Raw genomic sequence first — 16,998 nt, forward strand, 5'->3', positions numbered from 1 at the left:
CGCTGCCGGGGCGCCCGTTCGATAACCCGTCAACTCGGCGCTCGGGGCGAGACGGCGCGGAGGACCTTTTCGATCTTCGGTTTCTCGAAGAGCTGAATCGGGTGAAAGCCGCCGTCTCGGGCAAGTCGTAGAGGCGTCGACCCAGACGCTCCCGATGCGGTGTCTCGGCCGAAAGGGACGGGAGCCGAGATCGGAAGGGAGCGATCAGGAACGGGGGATTGGCTTGCACCGAGAATGCTCCTCGCTACCCTACGCTCGTCTTAAGATGGGGCGCGCTTCGAGGTTCGCGAAGCGCGGTGTACGGCGAAGAGGGGATCGACATGGAACAACATTTCTGGAAGAGGACGGGGCCTCGCCGTCTAGCGTTCACGGGCGTCCTGCTCGTCGCGGGGGCGCTCGTCTTCGCGTCCAAGGCGAACGCCGACCACGACCGAGATGACGAGAGCTGCCAGCATGGGTTCACGGATGCCAGTATACGAGGACGCTACGCGTTCTCCGTCCAGGGAGAGCTGAACTCCGCTCCGGCCGCGGCCATAGGTTTCCTCATTATCGATGGCCGTGGGCACATCACCTCGGCGGAGCGAACGCTCAACGTCGGGGGGACCATTTTTCAACAGACGTTCATGTGCAGCTACCACGTCGACGCCGACGGCACCGGCACCACCGATTGCACCATCGATGACGGGACGAGGGAAGTGACCGATTTCGTCGTGGTAGGCCAGGGGAACGAGATTCTCTTCCTTCCTAAGCCGCTGCCTGACTCCCCGAGCTTCGTCTTGTTCGGCTCCGCCAAGAGGAAGTAGAAGACGCGAGCGAAGACAGGACCGCGGCGATCTGCGCGCGGCGTCGCTCCCGGCGATCGGAGTATTGTTGTACCGATGCGCCACCCGTCGGCCGATCCCCTTCGCTTGCGCTTGCTCCTCTCCATCGGCGTGGTCTTCCTGGCGGGGCCTGGGTGCAGCCGCGAGCCGGCGCCGGCGCCCCCAGCGGGGTCGGCGCCCGCGCGTCCATCGTCGGAGACGCCGTCAACGGGGCCGGTCGCGCCTCCGCCGCCGGCGGGAGCGCCGGGGAGCACCACCCGGGGCGAGATCGCGGGCGTGCGCTACCTCGAGCACATGACGGGCGGGGCGCGACCCGACGAGCGGGTGCCGATGATCGTCGCGCTGCACCCCATGGGCGGGGATCCCGCGGACTTCCTGCAGCTGCTCCTGCGCTACCGCCGCCGCGCCCGGCTCATCCTCCCGTACGGCCACCCGAGCGGAGGGATGTACATCTGGTACGACGCCGTCGGCGACGACGTCGCCGCCCCCCTGGTCACGCGGGAAGCAGATCGGATCGCCGCCGCGCTCGCCGCCCTGGCAGCCGCCCGCCCCACGGTCGGCAAGCCGCTCGTCACCGGCTTCTCGCAGGGCGGTATCATGACCTTCGCCCTGGCGGTCACCCACCCCGAGGCGCTGGCGGCCGCCTTCCCCATCGGCGGTCTGCTCCCGCCGTCGCTCTACCCGTCGGCGGCGCTGCGCTCGGAGCCGCGCCCGGCGACGCTTCCGCCGATCACGGCCTTCCACGGCGCCTCCGACGTGGCGGTGCCGACCGGAGGCGCGCGCGCCTCGATCGCCGAGTTGCGGCGCGCCGGGTTCACCGCGGAGCTGCGCGAGTACGCCGGGGTCGAGCACGACACCTCCGACGAGGAAGTGGGCGAGATCCTGGAGCGGATCGGGCGGGCCGCCGACGGCCTCGCGGACGCGGCGCCGGCGCATTGAATCGACCGAGGGTTGCCGCGCCGCGTGGAGCTGGCGTTTCCTACCTACCTGGCGTGCAGGGACTTCTCGCGGGGATTCTGCCGTTCTCATTGCGGCGCGTGGGGTCACGACTTGCTCGTAACCTTTTCGTGTAAGGGACGCGGTCTCTGCCCGAGCTGCGGAGCACGGCGCATGTCGCGCAGAGGAGACGAGCGAAGCGAGGCAGCGCCGTCGGCAGTGTCGGAGCGAGGCGCTCGCATAGGGCCCGTCCTGCCAGTGAATTCATACAGTCGAGCTGCACGAGTCAGGAACAGCCATGTGAACGTTAACTTTGTGAACCGCGTTTGCTTGTCCTATCCGTTTGCGTCACTGCACTGTCGACGCGCGAGCGCCAAGGTGGCCGCTGCGGTTCGGAGGAGCAAAGATGAACCTTTCTCGCATTTGGGTGATGGGCGTCGCAGTGGGCGTCTCGCTGGCTTTCGGAGCAGGCTGCTCTGGAACCGGCGATGACGGCGGAGCCGGAACGAGCAGCGGCGACACGGTGAGTCCTCCAGGTTCGGGCGGCGTCACATCCGGCGGAGGAGCGGGTACCGGAGGAGGAGCGGGCACCGGCGGGGGTGAGGTCGCCGGCAATGGCGCAGGCGGAAGCGGAAGTGCGACCAGCGCGGGCGGCAGCGCCGCGGAGGGTGGGGCTACCTCGGGTTCGGGCGGTGATGCGGGTGGAGGCTCCGGCGGGGCCGCGCCCATCGATTGCGACTCCGACGGGGCAGTGATGACCTACCCTACCCTCCCCGGCGCCTCCGAGAGCCCGCTCTATACGGTGACGGCCAACGGGGCGGCGCAATTCGTCGAAAAGATGACCAAGTTTGGCCAGGAGATGCAGGTGCACTACGCCCACTTCGGCGTGGCGAGCGGCTGCAAGGCGACCGTCGCCGTTACGGTGAACGGCGGCTTCAGCTCCTACACCTTGAGCCCGAAGAGCCGAATGCTGTCGGCGACCAAGAACGGTGACACGCTCACTTTCGACAGCGGGCCCAACTACTTGATCCTGCAGATCGCCTCGAAGGAATTGCTGTTCGTCCTCATCGACGACCAAGAGGTCGATCCGCCGAAATTGGGCGATGTCGACGTGAAGAACCTCGCAGACTACGACGTGGACAACACGGGCGCTGCGCTCGTCACCTCCAAGGTGCAGTCCGCCATCGACGCCGCCTCCGGATCCGCGCAGAACATCCTGTACGTGCCTCCCGGACGCTACAAGACCGGGGAATTGTGGCTGAAGAGCAACATGACCCTGTACCTGGCGGCCGGCGCCATCCTGGACGGCTCGACCAGCACGGGCGACTACAATGGCACGGGCGCACCGGCCGTCGAGAACACCTCCCACGGCGTGGTTCACATGAACAAGGTGAGCAACACGAAGATCCTCGGTCGGGGAGTGATCGACGGCAACGGTTCGAAGATCCGTGGCACCGACAACGATACACCCTCTTTCAAGATCAACACCCTCCGGATCGACGACAGCACGGACGTCTTGGTCGACGGCATCGTCGTGCGCGATCCAGTCTTCTGGAACACGCTGATCTTCGACAGCGACAAGGTGACCATCCAAAACTTCAAGGTGATCAATCGCCGCCCCACCACGACAGCTTACAACCAAACCGACGGAGTGGACTTCGACTGCTCCACGAACGGCAAGCTCTACAATGCCTTCATCTACAGCGGTGACGACAGCATGTCGCCGAAGCGCGAGCAAGAAGGCAAGCTGGACACCAAGGCCATCACCTACGAGAAGGTGGTTGCCTACAGCAACTCAGCGGCGACGAAGATCGGGACCAAGACCTACGGTCAGACGATCGAGGACATCACCTTCAAGGACCTCGATATCGTCAAGGCCGGCCGGGCCCTCGGGATCAATGCGGACGACACCGCTGTGATCCAGAACATCACCTGGCAGGACGTCAGGGTCGAGACGGTCGACGGCAGGATCATCGACTTCGAAGAAGATGCAACGGCAACCTGGCGCAACGCTCCCAACCGGGCCACGGTCAAGGAATTGTTCATCAACAATGTTGCCTCTGCCGTGAACAAGGAGATCTACATTCACGGCAAGTCGAGCACCGTGAACTTCAATGGGATTCACTTCGACAATTTCACGATCCAGGGCAACAAGGTCACGGGGCGAAACGGCTGGAACGTGAACCAGTACGTGTCCAACATCACGTTCAAGTGAAAGAACGCCGAAAGCCAAGGCGTCGAGGAGGCCGCCGGGCTCGACCCGAGCGAGGACGGCGCCTCGTCGCCGACCGTCTGCGCGTGCTCGAGCGGAGCCTGCCCTCCGAACATCCCGGAGAGCTCGCACCACCGGGGCGCCGGCGTGTGGGATGTCATCCCCCAGGATGCCGTCGCGATCGAGCCCTCCGTAGCGCGCCGCGGGGCTCGTAGAGCGCGGGCTCGCTCGATCCAGAAATCGACCGAGCCCGTGTCGGGTCTTCCTCTCCGTTTGCGGAGAGGGTTTGAGGCGCGTGGAGCGAGGGGCATCGGCGCCCCCAGCGCCCGCGCGTCCGACCTCACCCTGCAACGAATGTTCTGGGAGGACCCCCCATGCGACAATTCACCTTTCTGGCTCGCCTCTCTCCCCTGGCCCTCACCCTCCTGACCGCCGCGGGCTGCGGGGGCCTTGCCCCAGAGACCCAGGCGGATCCTTTCCTTGACGATGAGCCGGGCGCCGCGGAGCCCAGCGGCCCGGCCGCGGAGCCCAGCGGCCCGGCCGCGGAGCCCGCCGCTGCCACGATGGGCCCTGTCGTCGCTCTCACGTCCATTCAACGCGAAAAGGCCCCTCTGCTCGCGGAGCTCATGGACGGCGCCCCTTCGAGGTTCCGGGCGGACCTCATCGCGAACCCGGGCCCCGCGAGCCGCGTGGCAGAGGCGTCCGCCGTGCTCATCGACGCCGAGGCCGCGAGCGCCGACGACATCCGCTCCTACGCGTCCCTGCTCCGGGCAGCGCGCCTCGCGGGGGTGCCTGTGATCCTCGAGAACGCGCGCGACGCCGAGAAGGTCGCGCTGGCGCTGGGCATCGGGATGTCCGCGCAAGTCGTCTACGCGGCGCCCAGCCCGGGCGGCCAGCACTTCGACGTGCGCGTCTTTGGCGACGTCACCGGCGAGGAGACCGAGGAGCACAGCTCGGTGCGCTTGCCGGCCTCCGCGAAGGCGAGGTACGCCCGGATGACCGCGGGCGAGCGGGCCGAGCTCGGAAAGAAGCTCGAAAAGAGCGAGGCCGAGCTCGACGCGCTGTTCGACGCGGCGCCCGAGGCCGAGCCCATCACCATCGACGCAAAGCCCCGGATCGCCTCGAGGTCCGAGGTCGCGCAGACGGCGTTGCCTGACCGGGGCGAGCTCCTCGCCGAGATCAAGGGCCTGCTCGCGGACCACAAGGCCCACGCGCTCGCCCAGATCGTGACCGAGCCGCTGCCCGAGGGCACCTACCGCTCGTACAACGTGACGTCCCCCTCCATCAGCTGGGAGTGCGGCGGCGACGGCCAGCGCTCCGTCATCGACCGCAACTTCACGGTGACGCTCCTCGCCTCCAACGCACCGGAGGGCAAATACGTCGTCTTCGCGGGCAATGGCACCCAGTACAACCCCGGCGGGCTCAAGTGGAACTCGGGGGACAACCGCGGCTACTTCCAGGAGGCCCTCCAGCACTCGATTCGCCCCCTGTCGGGTGGGCTCTCGCCCTACGCCCACAGGCCCCACTCGGCCAACGAGTCCTCGACGTTCACCACGTCGAACGGGTTCTCGGTCGGCGCGGGCGTGGACGCCGACGGGCCGTCCACGAGCTTCAGCTTCGATGCGAGCCAGCAGGCCTCTCAGTCCTTGAACGACTTCGACGTGATCGATTTCTCCTCGGGTTCGATCTTCGGCTGGCAATACAGGCTGGCCTCGGTGAGCGGGCATTCTTACAAGAAATGGGAGGACCTCCACAACGACACGTGGGGCGGCCTCTACGGCCTGCCCAACCTCGCCAAGAGCACGCTCACGGACGAATACGAGGGTATCTACGCAGCGGGCCTCCAGGATCAGTCGCTCTACCCGGTGGAGAACGTCAACCTGCAGTCGGTGCGGCACACCTGGGTCTCCCACGATTACCTCCTCTGGGAGGAGATCAAGACCACCTCGTGCGGGAAGGCGGCCGGCTCCGTCGTCACCGTGGACCTGAGCTCGGTCAACGTGGCCAAGCTGGGCACCATCCCCTTCAAAGAGACGTTCGATCAAGGCGTCGCGCCGAACGTCTGGACCGTGATCAACGAGGGCATCACCGACAGCTCGCCAAACTGGAGGGGGGTAGGCGGAGCGGCGACCGAGACGGGCAGCGCGTTCGATTACCCCCAGACCGCGGCCGACGGCGCTGTCGACATGCGCGGGACCTACCTCGTCGCGCCCCGCACGGCCTTCGGGCAGGGAGCGCTCTCGGCGAAGATCTACGCGGGCGACCCCGACGGCTTCGGCCTCATGTACGCCATCAACGACACCGGCTCGAGCTACTACCGGGTGATGTTCGACGCGAGCTTGAGCGTCGCGCGCCTGGTCCGGGTGGACAACGGCGTCTTCACCGAGCTCGCGGTCAACACGAGCTATGTGCCGCCGCAGAACACATGGATGACGGTGCGGGTCGAGCGCGAGGGGACGACGCACCGGATCAAGGTCAATGATCAGGTGGTGCTGGCGGTGCCGAGCGAGGTGACGTACGCGTGGGGTTCGGTCGCCCTGTTCTCGTGGGCGATGAGCGACGTGCGCTTCGACGACGTGACGATCACGACCCTTTGACGCGATCCTGAGGCGCCTGGGCGGCGCGCCCGGTACACCGCGGAGCTGCGCGAGTGCGTCGGGGTCGAGCACGACACCTCTGACGAGGAGGTGGGCGAGATCTTGGAGCGGATCGGGCGGGCCGCCGACGGCCTCGCTGACGCGGCGCCGGCGCCTTGAAGCGGGCCAGATGCGCTTCCCATCGCAGACCATTCACCTCTATTGGAACGGGTCTGTAGCGAAAGCCCTGGCCTCTGAGAAAACCAACGAGTTCATAGCGCCCAATCCCAACCCTCTGGCTCACTACCGCGCATAAATGGAATGATCTGATCCGCCTCGATCCGCCAATCTTCAGTCTTTCGAGGTCGATCGGTGGCTTCGTCGATCGGACAAAACAGAGAGAGAGACCAGACGCGATGCCCAGCCGAACGTACGTTGCCAAGTAGACTCCGCGCAGCGGATCTCGCGCAGCGCGAGCGCAATCGAGCAGGACCTGCGAAGCTTCACTCAGCGAGTCGGGGTGAGTTTCGATGTCGTCAAAGAAGGGACTTCCCTCAATGACTTCCCATGCAGCGTCACAGCTGCCTGTTGCCCTGAGACGGAGTTTCAGCTCACGCGCGAGCGGGTCCATCGTTTCATCTACCTTCCACAGGCGAACCAGGGTCAGGTTGCCCCAACCACGGGGTCGCCGCCTGCGTTATGCGCTACGGCCGCGAGCGGACGCAGAGGACGTGCAGCGTGCTCTCCAGGGTAAAATTTGCCGTGGCCGCGGTCGCCTCGGCGGTACCGGTGGCAAAGTCGAGCATCCAAGCCGAATTCGGGTCGGCGGCCTCGAGCGACGAGGTCCAGAAAGGGATATGCCCGGATACCGCTGCTGGAAAGCTGAGAAATGCGCTTTGGTCGATCCATGGACCATTTGGCTTTGAGTCGAACATGAGAGTATGCAGCTCCTTCAAACTGGGAACTCGAAAACCACCCCCATCCAATTGCAACCCTGCACACATCGAAGCGGCATCCGCGTAAGTTTGCTTGCTCGTTGCTCGCGTCCAAGTGAGGCCGGTGCCCAAGTCCCTCGCCAAGTCAGGTGTGAGCTCGTAGCGACTGCCGTCGCTGTCGGGGACCCCTCCCCCGCGAACGCACCGCACCCTGTCCGGGCCCGCGATGGTGGGCGATCGCACACGAAGGCCTCCATCAATGCCAAGGCGAAAGAGCCGCTCAGGGTTTCCCGACCAAAGTACAAGGTCACCGTCTATATCCGAAAAGGCCCCTGGGTCGAAGGAAGGAGGCTTTCTCTGTAGATCGAGCAAACTGACCCCTTCAACACGGGTGGGCAGTCGCCAATCACAGTGCCCGCCCAGGATGAGCTCAGCGCAGTATTCCGCAGCATGCTCATCTGTGAGTGAAACCGGCGCTAGCTGCCGCTGCCAGTCGAGTCCGGTGATCTGGTCGTGGGTGACCTCCTCGTCCACCCGATATTGAACGGAGTGGTCTTCCCCGGTCGAACCGGGCATCGGCCACTGCGCCATTTGGAAGAGAGCAGGATCGGAGGAGGAGCAGTTCTCGGTGCCGTCGTTCTCGGTGCTGTCGTTCTCGGTGCTGTCGCTCTCGGTGCCGTCAGGGCTCTCGGGTGAGGTCGGATCCTGATCGGTACTGCAATTCTCCCCGCAGGTTTTCGGTGAACTCGCCTCCAACGAGCTGTCACAGCCCAGGATAGTGAACCCCAAGAAAAGGAAAGGGGCGGGAATTAACCGCCCCTGCCCTCGCCTTCTCTTCTTCTCATCAACGGATGGCATCGAGGTAGATTGAACCATTGCAAGGATCATTCAAGTAGAAATTGACGCCGATTTCTCTAGCGGATAGCACGAGCAAACGCGTTCCTCAAAGGTAAGAATCTCGGAGCCGCTCCTGAATCGTGCAGTCCGACTGTACGAGATCATCGGCAGAACGGGCCTTCTTCGATCAGGCAGGCCTTCCACTCGTCAAACGCCCGCGATTACCGCGACGTAGCACCGAGCGGAAGGCATCCTACTGTATAGATGTACACTGCTGATCTCGTCCAAACGGCCGCCGTCGCGGCTCGCGGCGCGTCGCCTGATCACACGGCGAAGGAGCTCCGACGCGTCAGTCAGGTCGAGCGCTACTTGCGCATCAACAGCGGCCCCAGAGACATCAGCTTCGCCTCGATCCAGAAACACACTCATTGCACAGGGGCGACGTCGCCTTCGTATCAGCGCTTGAGTGAGTGGCTCGACAAGTCCTTGAGGCCTGGGGTCGCGTGGGTCAGCTCAGGGCCGGGGTGAGCTTGGCCAGCTGTGCAACGCCCTCCTGGAGCGTGATCGCCCGCGTGCCGAAGCGTCCGGTGTAACTCGAGTCGTCCACAAGGTAAGGTTGTTCCCATTGTGGCAGCATCTCCACGATGCCGCCCGCCGACCTGGAGAACAGGCCTGCCACGCGCAAGAGCCAGCGTTTGGCCACGATCGGGCGCACCGCCACGTGCATGGCATGGGCCACCGCTTGCACGAGGTCGCGCTGGCTCACGTGAATGACCGGCGCATGAAACACCCTGCCCTCCACGTCGTCGCCCGCGAACGCCAGCTTGATGAGGCCGTTCACCACGTCGTCGCGGTGCGTGAAGGCGTGCGGTGCGTCGGGGTTGCCGATCAGCATCGGGCGCTTCCCGTTCTTGAGCCCGCGCAGGCCATCGCGCGTGAGCAGGGCGCTGGTGAGATCGGGCCCCCAGAAGTCGCTGGCGCGGAAGATCACCGCACGCAAGGTGCCCGCGCGCTGCGCTGCCGTGTACAGGTCGGCGATCTGCATGCGGATCTTACCTTTCTCGGTCTCGGCCGCATGGCGCGTGTCGGGCGAGAGCGGGCCCTCGCGCAAGGTGTACAGGTAGAGCGCGTCGAGCAGCACCAGGCGCACACCGGCACGGCTCGCGCCCTCGATCAGGCCACGATGGAGCGGAGGCAAGGTCTCGGCCCAGACGTTGGCGTCGTAGGTGGCGGGATTGACCGCGGCGATCATGGCGTGCGCACCACGCGCGATCTCCGCGAGCGCCTCGCCGTCGCGAGCGTCGACCGAACGGTGCTCCACGCCCATGGGCATGGAAGCGGGCTTCGTGCGGCTGCACCACGTGACCCGGTGGCCGTCTGCGGCCAGTTGCTCCACCAGGGGCGTGCCGATCTGGCCAGCGCCTACCACCACGATGTGCTTGGGGCTTTCCGTTTCGCTGCGCTTCGACATGGGAACCTCTCCTCGGTCCGCAACATGCCCTGCTCTCGACCATGCCGAAAATCGATTGTCGGCCTATCATGTATGCTTTCAAAGCATGGATGCACCCGTCGACCTCTTGCCTGCACTGCTCGCCCTGCTCGAGACCGAGAGCGTCACGCTGGCCGCTCGCCGCATGCGCGTGGGCCAGCCCGCCATGAGTCGCACGCTCGAAAAGCTGCGCCAGGCCACGGGCGACGAGCTGCTCGTGCGCACGGGCAGAAAGCTCGTGCGCACCCAGCGGGCCAGCGAGATCTTGCCCGAGGTGCGTTCGCTCCTGGCGGGCGCCCAGCGCGTGCTCGGTCCACCCAGCGCGTTCGTTCCGCGCACGGCCCAGGGCGTGGTCACGTTCGCGTTCGGCGACGACATGCAGGCCGTCTTGGCGAGCCATTTGCTCGAGCGCATGCGCGCGGCGGCGCCCGGGCTCGACATCCGCGTGCGCCCGCTGGTGCTCGAGAGCGCGCACGAGGCCGTGCGCGGCGTTGTCGATCTGGCGGTGCTGCCCGACCTGCGGGGGCAGGTTCGAATTCCCATGCTCGACGAGCTGGTGATGAGCGTGCAGTACACGCGCCGCTTCGTCACGGTCACACGCAAGCGTAAGAAGCTCACACTCGAGGCGTTCCTCGCGGCCGAGCACGCGCTGGTGTCGCCAGGCGGCGAAGAGGGCGGCTACGTCGACGACGCGCTGCGCGCCCTGGGCAAGCGCCGGCGCGTGGCGGTGACGGTGCCGAGCTTTCAGGCAGCCATCACGCTCGTGCGTGAGCTGGATCTGGTCGCCACGCTGCCCGACGACATCGTGCGGGTGCTCGCTCCCAGTCTGCACCGTCAGGCCTGTCCCGTGAGCACGCCCGAGCTGCCCATGTGCGTGGCCTGGGCCCGGCGCTTCAACCAGGACGCGCGTCACCGCTGGCTGCGCGAGCTGGTGAGCGAGGTGGTGCGCGAACTCGGCCGCGGCTTTCCCGGGCGCGCGCGGCGCAGCGAGCCGGCCACCGTGCCCGCGGTCGGATAGAGGATGCCGACGACAGCGCGCCGCGCGCTCGTGCGTCGCACTGTCGTACTGCGCACATCCATCCACCGTCTTCCGCAGGGGGTCCGTCGACGGGCGCGCGGGGTAGCGAGCGAGCGGCTTCGAACAGCGCCCCGCGGCAGGAGATGCTACCCCCTCGCGCACCGTGAGCCCCCGCGTTCCGCAAGAGCAGTCCCCCGCGCCGCCCGCCCCCCGCGGCCAGGCCTCGTCCCCGCCTGCGTCCGGGGGCCCGGTCCGCTTCCCCGAGGAGCTGCCCATCTCGGCGCGGGTGCTCGACATCGCCCGGGCCATCGAGGCGCACCAGGTCGTGATCGTCGCGGGCGAGACCGGCTCCGGCAAGACCACGCAGCTCCCCAAGATCTGCCTGGCCATGGGCCGCGGCCTCTCCGGCCGGATCGGCGTCACCCAGCCGCGCCGCATCGCCGCCACCAGCGTCGCGGCCCGCGTCGCCAAGGAGCTCGGCGTCGAGCTCGGCAAGGAGGTCGGCTACAAGATCCGCTTCTCGGACAGGACGAGCCCAGCCACGTACGTCAAGTACATGACCGACGGCATCGTCCTCGCCGAGATCCAGGGTGATCCGCGGCTCTCGGGCTACGACACGCTCATCATCGACGAGGCCCACGAGCGCAGCCTCAACATCGATTTCCTGCTCGGCTACCTCAAGCGCCTCCTGCCGAGGCGCCCGGATCTCCGCGTCATCGTCAGCTCCGCGACGCTCGAGACCGACCGGTTCGCGACCTACTTCGGCGGCGCTCCCGTCATCGAGGTCTCCGGCCGCACGTACCCCGTGGAGGTCATCCACCGCCGCCCGGAGAGCGGAGAGGCCGAGGTCGCCGACGCCGTCGCCGCCACGGTCGAGGAGATCACCTCGATCGATCCGCGCGGCGACATCCTCGTCTTCCTGCCTGGAGAGCGCGAGATCCACGACACGATGGCCGAGCTCACGCGCCACGGCCTGCCGCACACGACGCTGCTGCCCCTCTACGGGCGGCTCCCTCAGGGCGACCAGCAGCGCGTGTTCCAGTCCTTGCCGGGGCGGCGGATCGTGCTCGCGACAAACGTGGCGGAGACGTCGCTCACCATCCCGGGCATCGTGTACGTCGTCGACTCCGGGCTCGCCCGCGTCAACCGCTACAGCCCCCGCACGGGCGTCACCCAGCTCCAGATCGAGCCCATCTCGCGCGCGAGCGCCGATCAGCGCAAGGGGCGCGCGGGCCGCGTGCAGAGCGGCGTGTGCTTCCGGCTCTACGACGAGCAGGACGACCGGGCGCGGCCCGCCTACACAGATCCGGAGATCCTGCGCGTCGGCCTCTCGGGCGTCATCCTCCAGATGAAGGCGCTCGGGCTCGGCGCCATCGAGGATTTCCCCTTCCTCGACGCGCCCTCGAAGCGCGCCGTGGACGAGGGCTACCGGGTCCTCGAGGAGCTCGGCGCGCTCGACGACGCGGGCGAGCTCACGGACATCGGCAGGAAGCTCGCGCGGCTGCCGCTCGACCCGCGGCTCGGCCGGATGGTCCTGGGCGGCGAGAGCGAGGGGGCGCTCGCCGAGGTGCTGATCATCGCCGCCGCGCTCGGCGTGCAGGATCCGCGGGAGCGGCCGCTCGCCGCGCAGAAGCAGGCCGACGACGCGCACCGGAAGTTCAAGGACGAGACGTCGGATTTCGTGGGGCTCCTGAAGCTGTGGAGCTTCTACCAGGACGCGCAGGGCCGGCTGACCCAGAACCAGCTCAGGAAGGCCTGCCGCGACAATTTCGTCTCGTACCTCCGCATGCGCGAGTGGGCCGACGTGCACCGGCAGATCAGCCGGATCACGAAGGAGATGGGGTTCACCCCGAACGACGCGCCCGCGAAGGGCGACGCCATCCACCGCGCGCTCCTGCCCGGCCTGCTCAGCCGCATCGGCATGTGGAACCAGGAGAACAGGGTGTACGTCGGCGCCCGGCAGACGCGCTTCCAGCTCCACCCCTCGTCGGGCCTCGCGAAGAAGCCGCCCGCGTGGATCATGGCCGCCGAGCTTGTCGAGACGTCGCAGCTCTTCGCCCGGATGGCGGCGGCCCTCGATCCCGCGTGGATCGAGGCCGCGGCCGGGCCGCTCTGCAAGCGCAGCCACAGCGACCCGCACTGGGCCGCGAAGCCCGCGGCCGTGATGGCCCGGGAGCAGGTGACGCTGTACGGGCTGCCGATCGCGCGGGATCGAAGGGTCGATTTCGGGGCGATCGATCCGAAGTCCGCGCGGCAGATCTTCCTCGTCCACGCGCTGGTCCGGCAGGAGTACGCGACGCGCGCGCCGTTCATGGAGGCGAACCGGCAGCTCTTCGAGGAGGTCAGCCGGCTGCGCGACAAGGCGAGGAGGAGCGAGATGCTGGCCGACGAGCACGCGCTGGAGCTCTTCTTCGATCGGCGCGTGCCCGAGGGCGTCTTCAGCGGCAAGACGTTCGAGGCGTGGCGGAAGCAGGCCGAGGCGGAGGACCCGCGGGCGCTGCACCTGTCGCTCGCCGACGTCCTGCTCGACGAGGCCGCGGAGCTCACGCCCGAGCGCTTCCCCGACTCGCTCGACCTCTACGGCGCCGCCGTGCCGCTCTCCTACCGCTTCGATCCGGGCGAGGACGACGACGGCATCGCCCTCTCGCTGCCGCTCGTGCTCCTGCCGCAGGCCGATCCCGAGGAGCTCGAGTGGATGATCCCCGGGTGGCACGCCGAGAAGATCGCGCAGCTGCTCGACTCGCTGCCGAAGTCGCTCCGCAAGGCGCTCGTCCCGCTCGCCCCCCTCCGCGAGGTCGCCCGGGAGATCGCGGCGGAGCTGCGGCCGTTCCAGGGCCCGCTGCGGGCCGTCCTCGCGCGCGCGGTCGAGGATCGCACCGGCGAGCGCGTGCCGGAGGACGCGTTCCGGCCCCAGGATCTGCCGCCGTACCTGCGCTTCTATTTCCGCGTGCTCGACGAGGAAGGCCGGGTGATCGGCGAGGGGCGCGAGCTCCGGGAGCTCAAGGAGCGGCTGTCCGGCCGGGCGCGCGAGGCGTGGGCGCGGGTCGGCAAGGCGGGTCTGGAGCGGGACGGGCTCACGTCGTTCAGCGTCGAGGCGCTGCCCGAGCGCGTCCAGGTCGACGCCGGGCGCCACAAGGTGTTCGGCTACCCGGCGCTCGTCGACGCGGAGACGTCGGTGTCGGTGCGCGTGCTCGCCTCGAAGGCCGCGGCGGCCGAGGCGACGCGCGCCGGGCTGCGGCGGCTGCTCTTGCTGCAGCTCGGGGGCAAGATGAGCCAGCTCGAGCAGCCGCTGCGGAGCGCCGTGGCCGTGAGCGGCCTCGGCGCCAAGGTGGCCCCCGGCGAGCCCGGCCTCGCCCGGCAGATCGCGCTGCGCGCGCTGGACGAGGCGTTCCAGCTCGGCGATCCCGGCGCCTTTCCGAGGACGAAGGCCGCGTTCCTGGCGCGCCTCGACAAGGGCCGCGGGTCGCTGCAGGGCGTGCTGGGGAAGCTCGCGGGGCTGGCGCGCGAGATCGGCGTCGAGCTCGACCGCGTGCAGGCGATGCTCCGCTCGATGACGGGGAAGCCTGGGGCGTCGAGGCCGGCGCTCGACGACGTGCGCACGCAGGTCGACTTCCTGCTGCCGGTCGGGCTCTTCTCGCGCGCCCCGCTCGACCGGCTCGCGCACCTGCCCCGCTACCTGCGCGCAGCCCAGATCCGGCTCGAGCGGCTGCCCAACGGCCCGCAGAAGGACCAGACAAAGGCCGCGCAGGTGCTGCCGTTCTGGCAGGACTACCTCAAGCACCAGCAGGGGCTCCGCGACAAGGGCGTGCCCGCGGAAGAGCTGGAGTCGTTCCGCTGGCTGATAGAGGAGCTCAGGGTCTCGCTCTTCGCGCCCGAGCTGAAGGCGGCTGTCCCGGTCTCGCCGCAGCGGCTCACGGAGCAGTGGAAGCGGCTGCTGGGATAGCGGCGCAGGGGCTGGTTGGTCACGCGGCGCGGAGCCGCCGCCGTCCCGGCGCTCAGCGTACCTGCCGGAGACGTCCAACGAGGCCATTCGCCTCGTCGTTCGGGCCCGAGGCGAAGAAGAGGCTCGGGTTGGGGCCGGGCGCGGGCTGGAAGGTGAGCCCCCAGAGACCGTCGATGACGAGAGGCTCACTGCCACCGTCGGTGCAGCGCTGGAGCTGATCGATGAACTCGCCCGAATCGAAGTCGAAGGAGCTGATGTGGCCGTCGCCGAAGTTCCCGACGAGGAGGGTCTCGCTGAAGCGGCCCAGCCTGCGCGGGGCCTTCACCATCGCCCACGGGGCGTTGAGCGGCCCCTCCGAGGCGAAGCGCCGGATGAACCTTCCGGTCAGCGAGAACTCGTCGATGAAGCCGTTGAGGGGCGCATTGTCGATGGTCCCTGGCATCCGCTGCGCGAACGACACGTACACATGACCTTTGATGACCGCGACGTTGAACGGCGCGAACTGGCTGTTCTGCGAGGCTGGCACTCCGGGCGAACAAGGATCCATCGTCGAGAAGAGGCAATCGTCGGTGAAAGAATCGAGGAATTGGTACCGTCCGTTGTACCGCTCGACCTTCCCGCTGACGAAGTTCGCCAGGTAGAGGAAGTCGCGCCCTGTCCGGGCGCTGTGCCCGATGGCGAGGCCCTTGTAGACGGCCGGTTTAATGGCGTTGGAGTTATCGATCACGATCCGGGCCTCGGTCAGATCGACGAACGGGTTCCACGCTGAGACCGCTCCGTCCTCGCTACATGTGAGAAAGAGCGCGGATAAATCGAAATTGCCGGGAACCCTGAAGCTCGTTGTCTCGTTCAGGATGAGGCCCGTCGGCGCCGACATGGATCTCGCCACCCCGGCCGGGATATCGATGATGAGCTGCGGGCTGCCGACCGGCTGACCGTTGGTTTGATAAACGGTGACCACCCCGGTCCCGTTGTCCGCCACCCAGAGAAGCTCCCCCGCCGACGCCTGGATCCCCCAAGAGTTCTTAAGATTGGAATCGACGAATTGCGCGTTGACATCGGTCAGATTCGAGACGAGGTTCCGCTGCCGAAAACAGAGGTCGCTCTCCGTCGCGCCGACGTCCGCCGCGCCGACGTCCGCCGCGGACAACGCCAATGTCGCGAGGGCGCATCCGCCCACCAAAGCGCTCGCTTTCATGTGTATCCCCCCAGCTCCGAAAGGTAAACGGCAGAGCGAACGGATAACCGCACCACCGCATGAAAAGCCCCAGGAGCGCTCTACTAAGGCCTCATGAGACTTCTTCGTCAAGCAGGAATCGCCGATGCTCCTACACGCGAATGTCGCTTACGACACCGGAATTCCAGGAGCGATAGCCGGTTTGACCGCGCGACCGCCCATGACCCGCCGCGGAGCGGCAAGGCGGACGATCCGTTTCGACTGAGCGGTGAGCCCCGGCGCGAGGTCTACGAGCTCGACGTCGGCGGCTGGGCTTGGGTGGGTCCACGCCTTCCGAGGCGGTGCGATCCGCCGTCACGATCCTCCGAGATCCCGGCAAAAGTGACGAATCGCGACAGTTCGGCGCCGCACTTTCGTCCTCGGGGGACACGTGATTGGGCGGCACCTCCACGGTCCCGCTCACCCCCTGCCCAAGGCCGGCGGCATCCACGTCTCCCCCGTCTCGCAATCCACGTGTCGGAGCGCCACGCGCTTGCGATCGATCTCGACCACGCCGAAGACGATCGGCAGCAGAAATCGGCGCGGCCCGATGGACCCCGGGTTGAACGCCGTCAGGCCACGATCGCGGCCCATGAAGGGCACGTGGGAGTGCCCGCACAGGACCAGCGACGCGCCCACCTCGGCAGCCAAGCGGATCACCTCGGCTCGGAGCTTGCCGCCGTAGAGGGCGATGTGGAGGAGCAGGGCGGTGAGCACCGTCTCGTCCCCATCGCGGATGTCGAGCGCGATGGAGTCGGGGATGTCGGGCGCATGGACATCGATGTTGCCGCGCACCGCGGAGAGCGGCGCGATGCTCCGGAGCCCATCGAGGACCGTGAGCGCGCCGATGTCGCCGGCGTGCACGATGTGATCGGGCGTGAGCGCGGCGATCCGCCGGGCGCTGTCGGCGTGCGGGTGGCTGTGGGTGTCGGCCACCGCGACGAGGCGCAGGGACCCATCGCGGAGCTGGATCGTCTCTCGGCGGTGCACGCGCTTGGCCATGCGCGGGTTTGTA

11 protein-coding genes are annotated in these 16,998 nt (G+C 67.4%); 7 read left to right on the plus strand and 4 right to left on the minus strand.

Translation table 11 applies throughout. The features are described from left to right. Positions 1–320: 320 nt before the first annotated feature. The 5 genes from WME90_RS33420 to WME90_RS33440 all read left to right on the plus strand — a co-directional run bounded on the left by WME90_RS33420 (position 321) and on the right by WME90_RS33440 (position 6,566). Positions 321–803 carry a hypothetical protein gene (locus tag WME90_RS33420; RefSeq protein WP_437276093.1) on the plus strand — a complete coding sequence of 161 codons (483 nt, stop codon included), beginning with the start codon at positions 321–323 and terminating at the stop codon, positions 801–803. Positions 804–878: 75 nt separating this feature from the next. Continuing rightward, entirely contained in the window at positions 879–1,760 is an 882-nt protein-coding gene (locus WME90_RS33425) for an alpha/beta hydrolase (RefSeq protein WP_437276094.1), read from the plus strand. A 24-nt stretch (positions 1,761–1,784) separates the two neighbouring features. Then, positions 1,785–2,249: a transposase zinc-binding domain-containing protein gene (locus WME90_RS33430; protein ID WP_437276095.1), complete on the plus strand. Its 465-nt coding sequence runs from the start codon at positions 1,785–1,787 to the stop codon at positions 2,247–2,249. Then, a complete protein-coding gene (locus WME90_RS33435; protein WP_437276096.1) occupies positions 2,164–3,972 on the plus strand; it encodes a glycoside hydrolase family 28 protein in 1,809 nt (602 codons plus the stop codon). The genes WME90_RS33430 and WME90_RS33435 overlap by 86 nt, the downstream gene beginning before the upstream one ends. A 371-nt stretch (positions 3,973–4,343) precedes the next feature. Beyond that, positions 4,344–6,566, plus strand: coding sequence for a hypothetical protein (locus tag WME90_RS33440; protein ID WP_437276097.1), 2,223 nt, complete (start codon positions 4,344–4,346; stop codon positions 6,564–6,566). 683 nt (positions 6,567–7,249) lie between these two features. On the opposite strand, the gene WME90_RS33445 is transcribed toward WME90_RS33440, so the two are convergent. Together WME90_RS33445 and WME90_RS33450 are read right to left on the minus strand one after the other, a co-directional pair. After that, positions 7,250–8,356 carry a DUF1566 domain-containing protein gene (locus WME90_RS33445; RefSeq protein WP_437276098.1) on the minus strand — a complete coding sequence of 369 codons (1,107 nt, stop codon included), beginning with the start codon at positions 8,354–8,356 and terminating at the stop codon, positions 7,250–7,252. Between the two features lie 469 nt (positions 8,357–8,825). Further along, positions 8,826–9,788, minus strand: coding sequence for an NAD(P)H-binding protein (locus WME90_RS33450; protein WP_437276099.1), 963 nt, complete (start codon positions 9,786–9,788; stop codon positions 8,826–8,828). A gap of 85 nt (positions 9,789–9,873) precedes the next feature. Between WME90_RS33450 and WME90_RS33455 the strand changes: the two genes are divergently transcribed. Further along, the gene (locus WME90_RS33455; RefSeq protein ID WP_437276100.1) at positions 9,874–10,824 is read left to right on the plus strand and encodes a LysR family transcriptional regulator; all 951 of its coding nucleotides are present in this window, start codon (positions 9,874–9,876) and stop codon (positions 10,822–10,824) included. Positions 10,825–10,987: 163 nt separating this feature from the next. Further along, the gene (gene hrpA, locus WME90_RS33460; protein ID WP_437276101.1) at positions 10,988–14,767 is read left to right on the plus strand and encodes an ATP-dependent RNA helicase HrpA; all 3,780 of its coding nucleotides are present in this window, start codon (positions 10,988–10,990) and stop codon (positions 14,765–14,767) included. Positions 14,768–14,819: 52 nt separating this feature from the next. On the opposite strand, the gene WME90_RS33465 is transcribed toward hrpA, so the two are convergent. Together WME90_RS33465 and WME90_RS33470 are read right to left on the minus strand one after the other, a co-directional pair. Then, on the minus strand, positions 14,820–15,965 hold the full coding sequence (locus tag WME90_RS33465) for a TIGR03118 family protein (protein WP_437276102.1): 1,146 nt from the start codon (positions 15,963–15,965) through the stop codon (positions 14,820–14,822). A gap of 438 nt (positions 15,966–16,403) precedes the next feature. Continuing rightward, positions 16,404–16,985 (minus strand): metallophosphoesterase family protein, encoded by a 582-nt coding sequence (locus tag WME90_RS33470; protein WP_437276103.1) that lies wholly within the window; start codon positions 16,983–16,985, stop codon positions 16,404–16,406. Positions 16,986–16,998: the final 13 nt, after the last annotated feature.

This window comes from Sorangium sp. So ce375 (genome assembly GCF_051473855.1).
In the GTDB taxonomy this organism is placed as follows: domain Bacteria; phylum Myxococcota_A; class Polyangia; order Polyangiales; family Polyangiaceae; genus Sorangium.